We start from the raw sequence: 15,769 nt of genomic DNA, 5'->3' as shown, positions 1-15,769 counted from the left end.
GAAGACGCCACCCCACCATGAAAAGCTCAGAGCGCAGTTTTGCGCGCCGTATCGACCTGACCTCGCTGCAACTGTTCGTCGCCGTCTGCGAACTGGGCAGCATTGGCCGCGCGGCCGAGCGCGAGTTCATTGCCGCATCGGCCGTGAGCAAGCGCCTGTCCGATCTGGAGGCCGCCGTGGACACGCAGCTCCTCTACCGCCACAGCCGCGGCGTGACGCTGACCCCCGCGGGCGAGAGCCTGCTGCACCATGCGCGCGCCGTGCTGTTTGGCCTTGAGCGCATGCAGGGCGAATTGAGCGAATACGCCGAGGGCGTGCGCGGCCATGTGCGCATGCACGCCAACATCTCGGCCATCGTGCAGTTCCTGCCCGAGGACCTGGGCCAGTTCGCCCGCGCCCACAGCCAGATCAAGATCGACCTGCAGGAGCACCTCTCGCCCGACGTGCTGAGCGCCGTGCACGAGGGCGCGGCCGACCTCGGCATCTGCAGTGTTGGCAGCAGCAATGGCAATGGCGCCGCAGCCGAGCTGCAAAGCCGCCCCTACCGCAGCGACCATCTGATGCTCATCGTGCCGCAAGGCCACGCCCTGTCTGCGCGGGAAGCTATCCAATTTGATGAGGTACTGGACTGGGACATCGTCGGCCTGCACGCGGGCAGCAGCATCAGCCTGGCCATGCGCGCCGCCGCGGCCCGGGCCGGCCGGCCGCTGCGCCAGCGCATACAGGTCACGGGCCTGGACGCCATGTGCCGCATGATCGACAACGGCCTGGGCGTAGGCCTGCTGCCCGACCGCGCCTTTGCCCTCATGCAGGGCGTGGGGCGGCTCGCCGCCGTGCGCCTGGATGAACCCTGGGCCCGGCGCGAACTGCGCCTGGTGGCGCGCGACTTCGACGCCCTGCCGGTGACCGCGCGCCTGCTGGTCGAGCACCTGACTCCTACAATTTCTCCATCTCCCTGAACCCACGATATCCACGAAACGAGACCGCCATGGGACGCACCCTGTACGACAAGATTTTCGACGAGCACGTCGTCCACACCGAGGAGGACGGCACGTCCATCCTCTACATCGACCGCCATCTGGTGCACGAGGTCACCAGCCCGCAGGCCTTCGAGGGTCTGCGCGAGGCCGGGCGCAAGGTCTGGCGCACGAGCTCCATCGTCGCCACGGCCGACCACAACACCCCCACCACGGGCTGGGAGCTGGGCTATGACGGCATTGCCGACCCGATCAGCCGCGAGCAGATCACCACGCTGGACAAGAACATTGCCGAGTCGGGCGCGGCCGCGTTCTTCCCCTTCCTCAGCAAGCGCCAGGGCATAGTCCACGTGATCGGGCCCGAGAACGGCGCCACCCTGCCCGGCATGACGGTGGTCTGTGGCGACAGCCACACCAGCACCCACGGCGCCTTCGGCGCGCTGGCGCACGGCATCGGTACGAGCGAGGTCGAGCATGTGATGGCCACGCAGACCCTGCTGGCCAAGAAGGCGAAGAACATGCTCGTCAAGGTCAATGGCAGGACGGCGCCCGGCATCACGGCCAAGGACATCGTGCTCGCCATCATCGGCAAGATAGGCACGGCCGGCGGCACGGGCTACACCATCGAGTTCGCGGGCGAGGCCATCCGCGACCTGTCCATGGAAGGCCGCATGACGGTCTGCAACATGGCCATCGAGGCCGGCGCGCGCGCGGGCCTGGTGGCGGTGGACGACAAGACCATCCACTACGTCAAGGGCCGGCCGCTGGCGCCCACGGGCGTGGAATGGGACCAGGCCGTGCAGTACTGGAAGACGCTGCACTCCGACGCCGACGCGCAGTGGGACGCGGTGGTGGAACTGAGCGGCGCCGACATCGTGCCCCAGGTCACCTGGGGCACCAGCCCCGAGATGGTGCTGGGCGTGGACGCCGCCGTGCCCGACCCCGACCGGGAAAAGGACGCCAACAAGCGCGGCGCCATCGAGCGCGCGCTGACCTACATGGGCCTGGAACCTGGCAAGCCCATCGCCGACATCTTCGTGGACAAGGTGTTCATCGGCTCCTGCACCAACAGCCGCATCGAGGACATGCGCGAGGCCGCCGCCGTGGTGAAAAAGCTGGGCCAGAAGGTCGCAAAGAACATCAAGCTCGCCATGGTCGTGCCCGGCTCGGGCCTGGTGAAGGCGCAGGCCGAGGCCGAGGGGCTGGATCAGATCTTCAAGGCCGCGGGCTTCGAGTGGCGCGAGCCCGGCTGCTCCATGTGCCTGGCCATGAACGCCGACCGCCTCGAGCCCGGCGAGCGCTGCGCGTCGACCAGCAACCGCAACTTCGAGGGCCGCCAGGGCGCGGGCGGGCGCACCCATCTGGTGAGCCCGGCCATGGCCGCTGCGGCCGCCATCCACGGCCATTTCGTCGACATCCGCAAGTTCGTCTAACCCCTATCGCAGCGAGCCCCCCATGAAGCCCTCCTTCTCCATCCTGCTCGTCGGCCTGGCCCTGACCCTCGGGGCCTGCAACACCATCAAGGGCATAGGCCAGGATGTGCAAAGTGCCGGCAGCGCCATAGAGCGTGCCGCTCGCTGACAACCTCACCGCTTCAAACGCCATGCAGAAATTCACCATCCACCAGGGCCTGGTCGCCCCCATGGACCGCGAGAACGTCGACACCGACGCCATCATCCCCAAGCAGTTCTTGAAATCCATCAAGAAGACCGGCTTCGGCCCGAACCTATTCGACGAATGGCGCTACCTGGACCAGCCCGGCCAGCCCGGCGTGCCCGAGGAGCAGCGCAAGCCCAACCCCGACTTCGTGCTGAACCAGCCGCGGTACAAGGGCGCCTCCATCCTGCTCGCGCGCAAGAACTTCGGCTGCGGCTCGAGCCGAGAGCACGCGCCCTGGGCGCTGCAGCAGTACGGCTTTCGCGCCGTCATCGCGCCGAGCTTTGCCGACATCTTCTTCAACAACTGCTTCAAGAACGGCCTGCTGCCCATAGTCCTGCCCGAGGCCACGGTGGCCCGGCTGTTCGATGAGGTCGCGGCCTTCCCCGGCTACGAGCTCAAGATCGACCTCGAGCGTCAGGTCGTGATTCGCCCCCAGGGCGAGGAGATCGCCTTCGACGTGCTGCCGTTTCGCAAGTACTGCCTGCTCGGCGGCTTCGACGACATCGGCCTGACCCTGCGCCACAAGGACAAGATCGCCGCCTTCGAGGCCGAGCGCCTGGCGACCAAGCCCTGGCTGGCCCATACCTTGCCTGCAACCCCCTGAGCCGCTGCGCGGCTTCCCCCTTCTCTCGCTTCGCGGGAAGGGGGACGACGCCGGTGGCCTGGCAAAGCCAGCTCCACGGCGTCCCTGGCCTGGGTTGCGCCCGGCGCCGCAAGTCGCTATTTCTTCAGCAAACTGGCCTGTAGCACCCGCCCATCAAGCGCAAACAGCTATCAACTTTGAGTATCGCAACCATGAAAATCGCAGTTCTCCCCGGTGACGGCATTGGCACCGAAATCGTCGCCGAGGCCGTCAAGGTCCTCAAGGCCCTGGATCTGAAGGTCGAGCTGGAAACCGCCCCCGTCGGCGGCGCCGCCTACGAGGCCGCAGGCCACCCGCTGCCCGAATCGACCCTGAAGTTGGCCAAGGAGGCCGACGCCATCCTGTTCGGCGCCGTGGGCGACTGGAAGTACGACAAGCTCGACCGCCCGCTGCGCCCCGAGCAGGCCATCCTGGGCCTGCGCAAGGCGCTCGGCCTGTTCGCCAACTTCCGCCCGGCCATCTGCTACGAGCAGCTCACCCATGCGTCCAGCCTCAAGCCCGAGCTGGTCGCGGGCCTGGATATCCTCATCATCCGCGAGCTCACGGGCGACATCTACTTCGGCCAGCCGCGCGGGCGCCGCGTCGCCACCGATGGCCATTTCCCCGGTGCCGAAGAGGCCTTCGACACCATGCGCTACTCGCGCCCCGAGATCGAGCGCATCGCCCGCGTGGCCTTCGATGCCGCGAGGAAGCGCAACAAGAAGGTCACCAGCGTGGACAAGGCCAACGTGCTGGAGACCTTCCAGCTCTGGAAGGACGTGGTCACCGAGGTGCACAAGGACTACCCCGACGTGCAGCTCGACCACATGTACGTGGACAACGCCGCCATGCAGCTCGTCAAGGCGCCCAAGGCCTTCGACGTGATCGTCACCGGCAACATGTTCGGCGACATCCTCTCGGACGAAGCATCCATGCTCACCGGCTCCATCGGCATGCTGCCCTCGGCATCGCTCAACGACAAAAAGCAGGGCCTGTACGAGCCCAGCCACGGCAGCGCCCCCGACATCGCCGGCAAGGGCGTGGCCAACCCGCTGGCCACCATCCTCAGCGCCGCGATGATGCTGCGCTTCTCGCTCGGCCAAGGCGAAGCCGCCGACCGCATCGAGGCCGCCGTCAAGAAGGTGCTGGCCCAGGGCCTGCGCACGCCCGACATCTACAGCGAGGGCACGACCCGCGTCGGCACGGTGCAGATGGGTGACGCTGTCGTCAACGCGCTTCGCTAAGGCTGCGTTAACCAATGGATGCGGCGCCTCACGCCGCATCCTCTACAATGTTTCCCCATGTTTGCCGCCCGCCCGTTCCCCATGACGCACAGGCCTGCCACCCCGGCAGCGCCGGCCGCGCGCGCATTCACCATCAAAACCACGACGATCATTAAGGGCTGAACCAGCTCCGGTATCGTCGTGCGCCCTCCCTGGCCCAGACGAGCCGGGGGCGAGAAAAGCAGCCACAGGTCTTGTGCACTGTTTTTTAACTTGAAAGGGCGTTTGATATGAGCAAGCAATTGGTAGGTCTGGTCGGCTGGCGCGGCATGGTCGGCTCGGTGTTGATGGACCGCATGCAGGCCGAGGGCGATTTCGACCTCATCGAGCCGGTGTTCTTCTCCACCTCGAACGCCGGCGGCAAGGCCCCGGCGATGGCCAAGGCGCACACCCAGCTCAAGGACGCGAACGACATCGCCGAGCTCGCCAAGTGCGACATCATCATCACCTGCCAGGGCGGCGACTACACCAAGGAAGTCTTCCCCAAAATCCGCGCCGCGGGCTGGAAGGGCCACTGGATCGACGCCGCCAGCGCGCTGCGCATGGAGGGTGACGCCGTCATCGTGCTCGACCCGGTCAACGACGGTCTGATCCGCTCCAGGCTCGCCGCGGGCGGCAGGAACTGGATCGGCGGCAACTGCACCAACTCCATCCTGCTCATGGGTCTGGCCGGCCTGTTCAAGGCCGATCTGGTGGAATGGGTCAGCTCCATGACCTACCAGGCGGCCTCGGGCGGCGGCGCCAACCACATGCGCGAGCTGCTCAAGGGCATGGGCGTGATCCATGGCGCCGTGGCGCAGGAGCTGGCCACGCCGGCATCGGCCATCCTCGAGATCGACCGCAAGGTAGCCCAGACCATCCGCCAGGACGTGCCCACCGAGTTCTTCGGCGCCCCTCTGGCCGGCGGCCTGATCCCCTGGATCGACTCGCAGCTCGACAACGGCCAGTCCAAGGAGGAATGGAAGGGCCAGGCCGAGGTCAACAAGATTCTGGGCACGGCAGCCACCATCCCCGTCGATGGCCTGTGCGTGCGCATCGGCGCCATGCGCTGCCACTCGCTGGCGCTGACGCTCAAGCTCAAGCGCGATTTGCCGCTGGCAGAGATCGAATCCCTGATCCAGGGCGGCAACCCCTGGGTGAAGTTCGTCGCCAACGACAAGGCCCTCACGGTGAAGGAACTCACCCCCGCCTCCATCACGGGTGGTCTGCAGGTGGGCGTGGGCCGCGTGCGCAAGCTCAACATGGGCCCCGAGTATGTCTCGGCCTTCGTGATCGGCGACCAGCTGCTGTGGGGCGCGGCCGAGCCGCTGCGCCGCATGCTGCGCATCCTGCTGGACGCTTGATCGCACCGGGTGGCGCCAGGCCGCTGGCGCTACCCATTTCCGGCGACGTGTTCATGGTTCGCCGGCAGTCCGTTGCCGCTTACCAACATGGAGGGGCATTTTGAGCTCCTTCCAATGAGGTAGAAAATAGAGGCGTGAGGCACCAGCTTGTCAGTGCTATGCAATGATGTTATGGTGCTTTTTACATATTTTCACGCTTTGGGGCTGCCCGCGCCATGAGGCAAGGAGTGCAACCCTATTTGCCAGCGCCCTCACATTCACACGTCGCACACATGCATCGCTTGAAATTTTCTGTACTGGCCACCGCGGCCGCTTTGTCCGCTGGCCTGTTCAGCGTCGACGCCAATGCCCTGGCGCTGGGACGGGTGAATGTGCAGTCGGCACTGGGCGAGCCACTGCGCGCAGAGATCGAATTGCCGCAGATCACGGCCGCAGAGGCCGAGTCGCTGCGTGTGACCACCGCCAATGCCGACGTGTTCCGCAGTCAGGGCATGGAGTATTCGCCCGTGGTGGGCAACGTGCACGTGCAGGTGCAGCGCCGTGCCGACGGCTCCGTCGTGCTGCGGCTGAGCAGTACCCGGCCCATCAACGAGCCCTTTGTGGACCTGGTGCTCGACGCCACCTGGGGCGCAGGGCATATCGTGCGCAGCTACACCATGCTGTTCGACCCGCCCACGCAGCATCGTGCTCCGCCGGCGGTGACCGTGGCCCCGCAGCTCACGGCGCCCCGCGCCGAGGCGGCGCCGGCAACGCGACGCGCAGCGGCGCCGCAGGCGAGTGCATCTCCCTCACCTTCGGCCAGCGCTCCCGCTGCGGCCGCCCCAACGCGCCCCGCTCCACGCGTGGCGCGTGCGCCCAGCCCGCCCGCGGCGGCAGACAGCCCAGCGGCCGAGACCGAATCGGTCACGGTACGCCCGGGGGACACGGCGGGCCGCATTGCCAACGCCCACCGGCCTGCAAGCGTTTCGCTCGAGCAGATGCTGGTGGCCATGGCGCAGGTCAATCCCAAGGCTTTCGTCGGTGGCAATGTCAACCGCCTGCGTGCCGGTACGGTCCTGCAGATACCCAGCGAATCCGACGCGCAAGCCACCCCGGCCGCACAGGCACGCCAGATCGTTGCGGCGCAAAGCCGTGACTTCAACGAATTCCGCCGCCGCCTGGCCGCGTCCGCTCCCACGGCCCAGGTGGCCGCCGCAGAGCGCTCGGCCGCGGGCACCGTGCAAACCCAGGTCGACGAGGCCAAGCCTGCAGTGACCAGCCCCGACAAGCTGACCCTGTCCAAGGGCGGCATTCAGGCGCGCAGTGCAGACGAGCAACTGGCCCAGGCCAAGCAGAGCGATCAGAACACGGCCCGTCTGGCCGAACTGTCCAAGAACATCGCCGAACTCAACCAGCTCAGCGGCGCCTCGGAAAATGCCGCCGCGCCCGCAGCAGCAAACGCCGGCGGCCCCGGCATTGCCGTGACGGCGCCCGAAGGGCTGCCACAGGCGCCAGAGAGCACGGCAGCTGCTGGCAGCGAGGCCACGACTCCGTCCGCCGAGGCCGCTGCCGCCACAGCCGCAACGGCCGCAACGGCCGAAGAGTCAGCCCCGGCTCCTGCCCCTGCGCCCGCTGCCGCAGCGCCGCGCCAGCCCGCAGCGCCTGCCGCGCCCGTCGAGGAGCCCGGCATTCTGGATTCGCTCACCGAGGATCCCTTGCGCCTGGGAGGTGTAGCCGCCCTGCTACTGGCCCTGCTGGGCCTTGGAGGCTATCGCGCGGTACGCAATCGCCGCCTGCAGGCGGCGCCCACCAGTGCCTTCGGCGACAGCAAGGATCACCAGGACTCCTTCTTTGGCGCCAGCGGCGGTCAGCGTGTGGACACGGCCGACAGCAGCCTGACCATGGGCGCATCGTCCATGGCCTACTCTCCGAGCCAGCTCGATGCAGGCGGAGACGTCGATCCCGTGGCCGAGGCCGAGGTCTATCTGGCCTATGGCCGCGACTTGCAGGCCGAGGAGATCCTCAAGGAAGCCATGCGCCAGCATCCCGAGCGCACACAGATCCCCGTCAAGCTCGCGGAGATCTACGCCCGGCGCCAGGATCGCAAGGCCCTCGAGGCCATTGCCGGCGACCTGTTGGCACAGACCGGTGGCCAGGGACCGGACTGGAGCCGCGTCGCCGACCTTGGCCGTACGCTGGACCCGGAAAACGCCCTCTACCAGTCGGCAGGTCATGCGGCGCTGACGACGGCAAGCAGCCCGGGAGCCGCCCAACCCGCCACGGCGGTGGATACGCCCGCTGCCGCCTCGTCCGCCGGCGGTACGGACTCTGTGCTCCCGGCACTGGACCTCGATCTCGATCTGGATCTGGACCTGCACGAGGCGCCGCCGGCCCCGGCACCGGCACCCAGCGCCTTCGCGATGGCGGCTGCCGCCAGCCAGCAACCGGATCCGCTGCCCCCCGAGAGCAAGGCGAGCCGGGATGAAGACCCCATGCCTGCGCTGGATCTGAGCGACCTTGACCTGGATCTGGAGTTGCCCCAGCCCCATGCCGAGGAACAAGCCACCGCGCCACAAGGCATTGCCCCCACGGAGATCACGGCCCTTGCGACCGAGCCCTCGCCGCTGGACATCGCGGACGAAGTCACCGCAGCACTGGATATCCCTGCCACGACAGCCGACGCAGAGCACGCCGTCAGGGATTCGGCACCGGCGCCCCTGGAGTTCGATCTCGGCGACCTGTCGCTGGACCTGAACCTTCCCGCCAGTGGCGACACCGCGGCGTCCAAGGACGCGGACACCGCGCTGCCCGACGATCCGCTTGCGACCAAGCTCGCCCTGGCCGAGGAGTTCAACACCATTGGCGACAGCGAAGGCGCGCGCACGCTGGTGGAGGAAGTGATCGCCGAGGCCTCGGGCGATCTCAAGGCCCGCGCCCAGCGCCTGCTGACCGAGCTGAGCTGATGAGCATGCATTGGGCCGGGCGGGGCGTGCGTCGCGCCACCGCCGCAGCGGGAGTCCGTCAATGAGGGTTGCGCTGGGCGTCAGCTACAACGGCCAGGCCTACAGCGGCTGGCAAAGCCAGCCCGGCGGCAACACCGTGCAGGATCATCTCGAAGCGGCCTTGGGCCGCTTTGCCACTCACAAGGTGTCCACCATCTGCGCCGGCCGCACCGATGCCGGCGTGCATGGCCTGATGCAGGTCGTGCACTTCGACACCGAGCTGCAGCGCGCACCGTTTTCCTGGGTGCGCGGCACCAACACCTTTCTGCCGCCCGACATCGCCGTGCAATGGGCGCAGAGCGTGCCCGACGCGTTTCACTCGCGTGCCTGCGCCGTGGCGCGGCGCTACGCCTATGTGCTGCTGCAATCGCCCGTGCGTCCCAGCGTGGATGCAAGGCGCGTGGGCTGGGTGTTCCATGAGCTCGACGAGGGCGCCATGACTGCCGCCGTGCAGCACCTGCTGGGCGAGCACGACTTCAGCTCGTTTCGCGCCAGCGCCTGCCAGGCCAAGTCGCCCATCAAGACGCTGCACCGCATCTCCATCACGCGCCGCGGCCCGCCCGCGGGTGAGTCGGCCGGCAACCATGGCTGCGCGCCCGCCTACTGGCGCTTCGAGTTCGAGGGCAATGCGTTTCTGCACCACATGATTCGCAACATCATGGGCTGCCTGGTCGCCATAGGCCAGGGGCTGCACCCACCCGCGTGGATGCGCGAGGTGCGCGACGCACGCTCGCGCGACGCGGCCGCGCCCACGTTCTCGCCCGACGGCCTGTATTTTCTGGGGCCGGTCTACGCACCGGAGTGGGGTCTGCCCACGCGCACGGCTGCGTATGATTGGCTGCCATGAGCCGCCCTGCCCCAGCCAAAGCCCCCACCCCCTGCCCCACCCGCACGCGCATCAAGATCTGTGGCCTGACGCGCGAGCAGGACGTGGACGCGGCCGTGGCCGCGGGCGCGGACGCCGTGGGCTTTGTGCTCTATGCCAAGAGCCCACGCGCGGTGACGCCCGAACGCGCCGCAGAGCTGGCCCGGCGCCTGCCGCCCTTCGTCACGCCGGTGCTGCTGTTCGTTAATGCAAGTGCTACTGATGTGATAGCTTCTTGCGCTTGCGTACCGGGCGCTATCGTGCAATTTCATGGTGATGAATCGCCCGAGGACTGCTGGGCCGCGAGCGACCAGGGCCGCATTCCCTACCTGCGCGCGGCGCGGATTCCGCTGGGCGACGAGGGCCCGCAGTTCGACCTCGTAGAATATGCGCGTGTTCATTCCCGCGCCCGCGCCATATTGCTCGACGCCCATGTCGATGGCTATGGCGGTGGCGGCAAGGCTTTCAATTGGTCACTCCTTCCAACAAGCGTCGCCTCTCACCTCGTTTTAAGTGGTGGACTCACGCCTGCAAACGTGACCGATGGCATCCTGCAGGTGCGCCCGCGAGGCCTCTCGCTGGCGGTTGATGTCAGCTCCGGCGTGGAGCTTGACGGCCCCGACGGCAAGCCGCTGCGGGGCATCAAGGACGCCGACAAGATCAAGCGCTTCGTCGCCGCCGTGCGGGCGGCCGACGAGCAAGCTGCCCAGGAACACCATGTTTGAATACCACCAACCCGACCCCTCCGGCCATTTCGGCCCCTATGGCGGCAGCTTCGTCAGCGAGACGCTGACGCACGCCATCGAGGAACTGCGCGCGGCCTACGCGCGCTACCAGCACGACCCGGAGTTCCTCGCCGAATTCCGCCACGAGCTCGCACATTTCGTCGGCCGGCCCTCGCCCGTCTACCACGCCGCGCGCACCAGCCGCGAGATGGGTGGCGCGCAGATTTTCTTGAAGCGAGAGGACCTCAACCACACGGGCGCACACAAGATCAACAACGTCATCGGCCAGGCCATGCTCGCCAAGCGCATGGGCAAGCCGCGCATCATTGCCGAGACCGGCGCCGGCCAGCATGGCGTGGCCACGGCGACCATCTGCGCACGCTACGGCCTGGAATGCGTGGTCTACATGGGCGCCGAGGACGTCAAGCGCCAGAGCCCCAACGTCTACCGCATGAAGCTGCTGGGCGCGACCGTGGTGCCCGTGGAGTCGGGCAGCAGGACGCTCAAGGACGCGCTCAACGAGGCCATGCGCGACTGGGTGGCGAATGTGGACAACACCTTCTACATCATCGGCACCGTGGCCGGCCCCCACCCCTATCCGATGATGGTGCGCGACTTCCAGAGCGTGATCGGCGAGGAATGCCTCACGCAGATGCCCGCCATGCTGGCCGAACAGAAACTGGCCGCCGAGCAGCCCGACGCCGTGGTGGCCTGCGTGGGCGGCGGCAGCAACGCCATGGGCATCTTCTACCCCTATATCCCGTTTGAGGCCACGCGCCTGATCGGCGTCGAGGCCGCGGGCGAGGGCCTGGACTCTGGCCGCCATTCGGCCAGCCTGCAGCGCGGCTCGAGCGGGGTGCTGCACGGCAACCGCACCTACATATTGCAGGACGAGAACGGCCAGATCACCGAGACGCACAGCATCAGCGCCGGCCTGGACTACCCCGGCGTGGGACCCGAGCATGCCTGGCTGCAGCAGATCGGCCGCGCCGAATACGTGGGCATCACCGACGCCGAGGCGCTGGCCGCCTTTCACTACCTGTGCCGCACGGAGGGCATCATCCCCGCGCTCGAATCCAGCCACGCCGTGGCCTACGCGATGAAACTCGCCAAGACCATGCGTCCGGATCAATCCATACTCGTGAACCTGTCCGGCCGCGGCGACAAGGACATAGGCACGGTCGCCGACCTCTCGGGCGTGGACTTCTACGACCGACCCAGCATGCGCGGCCACACCGTCAAGGGAGGGCCCGCCGCATGAGCCGCATCCAGAACACCTTCGCCGAGCTGCAGGCCAAGGGCCGCAAGGCGCTGATCCCCTATGTGACGGCGGGCTTTCCGTTCGCCGACATCACGCCCGCGCTGATGCACGGCATGGTCGAGGCCGGCGCAGACATCATCGAGCTCGGCGTGCCCTTCTCCGACCCCATGGCCGACGGCCCGGTGATCCAGAAGGCGGGCGAGAAGGCCCTGTCGCTCGGCATTGGCATGACCCAGGTGCTGGACATGGTGCGCGTCTTTCGCCAGCGCAACCAAACCACACCCGTGGTGCTCATGGGCTACGCCAACCCCGTGGAGCGCTACGAGCAGCGCCACGGCCAGGGTGCGTTCGCGCGCGATGCGGCGGCCGCCGGCGTCGATGGCGTGCTCATCGTGGACTACCCGCCCGAGGAATGCACGCAGTTCGCCGCCGACCTGCGCGCGCATGGCATGGACCTGATCTTTCTGCTCGCCCCCACCTCCACGCCCGAGCGCATGCAGCAGGTGGCGCGAGTCGCGAGCGGCTATGTGTACTACGTCTCGCTCAAGGGCGTGACCGGCTCCGGGGCCCTGGACACCGCCGCCGTCGAGGCCATGCTGCCGCGCATCCGCGAGCATGTGAAGATCCCCGTGGGCGTGGGCTTCGGCATCCGCGACGCGGCCACGGCCCAGGCCATAGGCCGCGTGGCCGATGCCGTGGTCATAGGCAGCCGCATCATCGGCCTCATCGAGGACCAGCCCCACGAGAAGGTGGTCGCCATCACCGTGGACTTCCTGCGCCAGGTGCGCAAGGCCCTGGATTCATAATCGAGCGTTCTACGCACAACAGATATCGGAACCGCCATGTCCTGGCTAGAAAAACTCCTGCCCTCCAAGATTCAGCAGACCAACCCCACCGAGCGTCGCCAGATGCCCGAGGGCCTGTGGGTCAAATGCCCGAGCTGCGATGACGTGCTCTACAAGACCGACCTGGAACACAACCAGAACGTCTGCCCCAAGTGCGGCCACCACCACCGCATCGGCGCACGCGCGCGCCTGAACGCCTTCCTCGATGGCGAGGGCCGCTACGAGATCGGCCAGGAGGTGCTGCCCGTCGACGCCCTCAAATTCAAGGACAGCCGCAAATACCCCGAGCGCCTGAAGGAAGCACTGGAGAACACCGGCGAGACCGACGCCCTGGTGGTCATGGGCGGCGCCGTGAAGAGCATCAACGTCGTGGCCGCCTGCTTCGAGTTCGACTTCATGGGCGGCTCCATGGGCTCGGTCGTGGGCGAGCGCTTCGTGCGCGGCGTCGAGACCGCCATCGAGCAGAAGGTGCCCTTCATCTGCTTCACCGCTACGGGCGGCGCGCGCATGCAGGAGGGGCTGCTGTCACTCATGCAAATGGCCAAGACCAATGCCGCGCTCACGCGCCTGGCCAAGAAGGGCCTGCCCTACATCAGCGTGCTGACCGACCCGACCATGGGCGGCGTGTCCGCGGGCTTCGCCTTCGTGGGCGACATCGTGATCGCCGAGCCCAAGGCGCTGATCGGTTTTGCCGGCCCGCGCGTGATCGAATCAACCGTGCGCGTCAAGCTCCCCGAAGGCTTCCAGCGCGCCGAGTTCCTGCAGGACAAGGGCGCGGTCGACATGATCGTCGACCGCCGCGAGCTGCGCGACACCGTGGCCAACTGTCTGTCCATGCTGCAGCGCCTGCCCGCGGACGCCGTAGCCTGATTCGGTTACTACAAAACAAATAGCTGCCAGCGCTTATACCAAGGGCGCTGGCAGTATTTTTTTACATCAAGACACTGGCCTGCAGGTGGCCCAGCACCATGGACAGCACCTGCAGCAGCACCAGCACCACCAGCGGCGACAGGTCTATGCCGCCGACCAGCGGCAGCACGCGCCGCACGGGCCGCAGGAGCGGCTCGCACAATCGCGCTATCACATCGCCTATGGGCGAGCGCGTCTGCACCCAGGACAGCACGGCATAGACGATGAGCAGGCCCATGAGGCCCGACACGGCCACACGCACGAGGCTGAACACCGCCATCCACGGCAGCCAGGCCAGGCCCAGGCCGGCGCCCAGCAGCAGCCACAACAGCAGATACTGCACCAGCTGCAGCGCGAAGGCGGCCACCAGACAGGACAAGTCCCAGCGCCCGGCCGCGGGCACGAGCTTTCTCAGCGGCAGCACCAGCCAATCGGTCAGCGCGAACACAAACCGCCCGACGGGGTTGGCAAAGGACACGCGCTGCAACTGCATGTACAGACGCAGCAGGCAGGCGCCGGTCAACAGGCTGCTGGCAATGTCGAGAAGAAAGGAAATGATCTGGAACAGCATGGATGGACAGAGTGACAGGCCGCAACCCGCCCTGCGACAGCAAGGCCAGGCGCGCCACTGCACGCGATGATAGCGACGCCGCGCGGGCGAGCAGGATTGCGAACAAGGCCACACAGCCCGGTCATACGCGGAAACCCTAAAATTGCGGGTTTGCCTCTTACCGCCCCTTGGCACCATGTCTGAACACAACCAAGCCCCCTCCCAGCCCCAGGACGAAAACCAACTCATCGCCGAACGCCGCGAGAAGCTCAAGGGCCTGCGCGAAGCTCAGGCCCAGGGCCGGGGCGTGGCCTTCCCGAACGACTTCAAGCCGCAGCACCACGCCGCGGCGCTGCAGCAGCAGTACGCAGCGCTCGATGCCGAGACCCTGGAGGCCCGGGACATCGGCGTGAGCGTGGCCGGCCGCATGATGCTCAAGCGCGTCATGGGCAAGGCCAGCTTTGCCACGCTGCAGGACGGCTCGCTCGGCGAAACCGGCGGACGCATCCAGCTCTATGTGACGCGCGACGCCCTGGGCGAGGAGCTCTACGCCGACTTCAAGCGCTGGGACCTGGGCGACATCGTGGGCGCCGAAGGCACGCTCATGAAGACCAAGACCGGCGAGCTGTCCGTCAAGGTCACGCGCCTGCGCCTGCTCACCAAGAGCCTGCGCCCCATGCCCGACAAGTTCCACGGCGTGGCCGACCAGGAGGTCAAGTACCGCCAGCGCTATGTGGATCTGATGACCGACGAGACCGCGCGCCGCCGCTTCGTCGCACGCAGCAAGGCCATTGGCTCGATCCGCAACTTCATGGTCGAGCATGGCTTCCTTGAGGTGGAGACGCCCATGCTCCACCCGATTCCGGGCGGCGCCAACGCCCGACCCTTCGTCACGCACCACAACGCGCTCGAGCAGGAGATGTTCCTGCGCATCGCGCCCGAGCTGTATTTGAAGCGCCTCGTGGTGGGCGGCTTCGAGCGCGTGTTCGAGATCAACCGCAATTTCCGCAACGAAGGCATCTCGGTGCGCCACAACCCCGAGTTCACGATGATGGAGTTCTACGCGGCGTACTGGAACTACCGCGACCTGATGGACTTCACCGAAGAACTGGTGCGCGACGCGGCCCTCAAGGCCACGGGCAGCCTGCAGCTGACCTATGGCGGGCGCGCCGTGGACCTGTCCCAGCCCTTCCAACGCCTGACGATACGCGAGGCCATCTACGAATACACCGAGGCCGGCGCCCATGTGGACGACGCCGCCTGGCTCGTGAGCGCACTGAAAAAGCTCGGCATGAGCGAGGAAAAGGACCGTCTGTCCACCCGCTCGCTCGCCAGCCTGCAGGTGCTGTACTTCGAGGAAACGGTGGAGGACAAGCTCTGGCAGCCCACCTTCATCATGGAGCACCCGACCGAGATCAGCCCGCTTGCGCGCGCCAACGACGCACGCCCCGAGGTCACCGAGCGCTTCGAGCTCTACATCACGGGCCGCGAGTTCGGCAACGGCTTCAGCGAGCTCAACGACGCCGAGGACCAGGCCGCGCGCTTCAACGCGCAGGTGGCTGCCAAGGACAGCGGTGACGACGAGGCCATGTACTTCGACCATGACTTCGTGCGCGCACTCGAATACGGCATGCCCCCCACGGGCGGCTGCGGCATCGGCATCGACCGCCTCATGATGCTGCTCACCGACAGCCCCAGCATCCGCGACGTGATCCTGTTCCCGGCACTGCGCCGCGAGCAATGAACCCG

14 protein-coding genes are annotated in these 15,769 nt (G+C 67.2%); 13 read left to right on the top strand and 1 reads right to left on the bottom strand.

The window, feature by feature from the left end; genetic code table 11:
• Nucleotides 1-17 precede the first annotated feature (17 nt).
• The 12 genes from ABUE11_RS05040 to accD all read left to right on the top strand — a co-directional run bounded on the left by ABUE11_RS05040 (nt 18) and on the right by accD (nt 13,431).
• A complete protein-coding gene (locus ABUE11_RS05040; RefSeq protein WP_367067955.1) occupies nt 18-959 on the top strand; it encodes a LysR family transcriptional regulator in 942 nt (313 codons plus the stop codon).
• Between the two features lie 29 nt (nt 960-988).
• Nucleotides 989-2,410 (top strand): 3-isopropylmalate dehydratase large subunit, encoded by a 1,422-nt coding sequence (gene leuC, locus ABUE11_RS05035; RefSeq protein ID WP_367067954.1) that lies wholly within the window; start codon nt 989-991, stop codon nt 2,408-2,410.
• A 22-nt stretch (nt 2,411-2,432) separates the two neighbouring features.
• On the top strand, nt 2,433-2,558 hold the full coding sequence (locus tag ABUE11_RS05030) for an entericidin A/B family lipoprotein (RefSeq protein WP_367067953.1): 126 nt from the start codon (nt 2,433-2,435) through the stop codon (nt 2,556-2,558).
• A 22-nt stretch (nt 2,559-2,580) separates the two neighbouring features.
• A complete protein-coding gene (gene leuD / locus ABUE11_RS05025; RefSeq protein WP_367067952.1) occupies nt 2,581-3,240 on the top strand; it encodes a 3-isopropylmalate dehydratase small subunit in 660 nt (219 codons plus the stop codon).
• Between the two features lie 191 nt (nt 3,241-3,431).
• Complete coding sequence (gene leuB, locus ABUE11_RS05020) at nt 3,432-4,502, top strand: 3-isopropylmalate dehydrogenase (protein WP_367067951.1); 1,071 nt, start codon at nt 3,432-3,434, stop codon at nt 4,500-4,502.
• A gap of 269 nt (nt 4,503-4,771) precedes the next feature.
• Nucleotides 4,772-5,884: an aspartate-semialdehyde dehydrogenase gene (asd, locus tag ABUE11_RS05015; protein ID WP_367067950.1), complete on the top strand. Its 1,113-nt coding sequence runs from the start codon at nt 4,772-4,774 to the stop codon at nt 5,882-5,884.
• Nucleotides 5,885-6,156: 272 nt separating this feature from the next.
• Entirely contained in the window at nt 6,157-8,826 is a 2,670-nt protein-coding gene (locus ABUE11_RS05010; protein WP_367067949.1) for a FimV/HubP family polar landmark protein, read from the top strand.
• 61 nt (nt 8,827-8,887) lie between these two features.
• A complete protein-coding gene (gene truA / locus ABUE11_RS05005) occupies nt 8,888-9,712 on the top strand; it encodes a tRNA pseudouridine(38-40) synthase TruA (RefSeq protein WP_367067948.1) in 825 nt (274 codons plus the stop codon).
• Nucleotides 9,709-10,455, top strand: coding sequence for a phosphoribosylanthranilate isomerase (locus ABUE11_RS05000; RefSeq protein ID WP_367067947.1), 747 nt, complete (start codon nt 9,709-9,711; stop codon nt 10,453-10,455). Before truA ends, ABUE11_RS05000 begins: the two co-directional genes overlap by 4 nt.
• A complete protein-coding gene (gene trpB, locus ABUE11_RS04995) occupies nt 10,448-11,716 on the top strand; it encodes a tryptophan synthase subunit beta (protein ID WP_367067946.1) in 1,269 nt (422 codons plus the stop codon). The genes ABUE11_RS05000 and trpB overlap by 8 nt, the downstream gene beginning before the upstream one ends.
• On the top strand, nt 11,713-12,522 hold the full coding sequence (gene trpA, locus ABUE11_RS04990; RefSeq protein ID WP_367067945.1) for a tryptophan synthase subunit alpha: 810 nt from the start codon (nt 11,713-11,715) through the stop codon (nt 12,520-12,522). The genes trpB and trpA overlap by 4 nt, the downstream gene beginning before the upstream one ends.
• Nucleotides 12,523-12,558: 36 nt before the next feature.
• A complete protein-coding gene (accD, locus tag ABUE11_RS04985) occupies nt 12,559-13,431 on the top strand; it encodes an acetyl-CoA carboxylase, carboxyltransferase subunit beta (protein WP_367067944.1) in 873 nt (290 codons plus the stop codon).
• A 61-nt stretch (nt 13,432-13,492) separates the two neighbouring features.
• Here the strand turns inward: accD and ABUE11_RS04980 are convergent, their stop codons facing one another.
• Nucleotides 13,493-14,041, bottom strand: coding sequence for a YggT family protein (locus tag ABUE11_RS04980; protein WP_367067943.1), 549 nt, complete (start codon nt 14,039-14,041; stop codon nt 13,493-13,495).
• Between the two features lie 175 nt (nt 14,042-14,216).
• On the opposite strand from ABUE11_RS04980, the gene lysS reads away from it, so the two are divergent.
• On the top strand, nt 14,217-15,764 hold the full coding sequence (gene lysS / locus ABUE11_RS04975) for a lysine--tRNA ligase (protein WP_367067942.1): 1,548 nt from the start codon (nt 14,217-14,219) through the stop codon (nt 15,762-15,764).
• Nucleotides 15,765-15,769 lie beyond the last annotated feature (5 nt).

Origin of the sequence: Oryzisolibacter sp. LB2S, assembly GCF_040732315.1 — a bacterium.
GTDB classification, from domain to species: domain Bacteria; phylum Pseudomonadota; class Gammaproteobacteria; order Burkholderiales; family Burkholderiaceae_C; genus Alicycliphilus; species Alicycliphilus soli.
The sequence above is the reverse complement of the archived record's forward strand: the minus strand, read 5'-3'. Positions and strand labels throughout refer to the sequence as shown.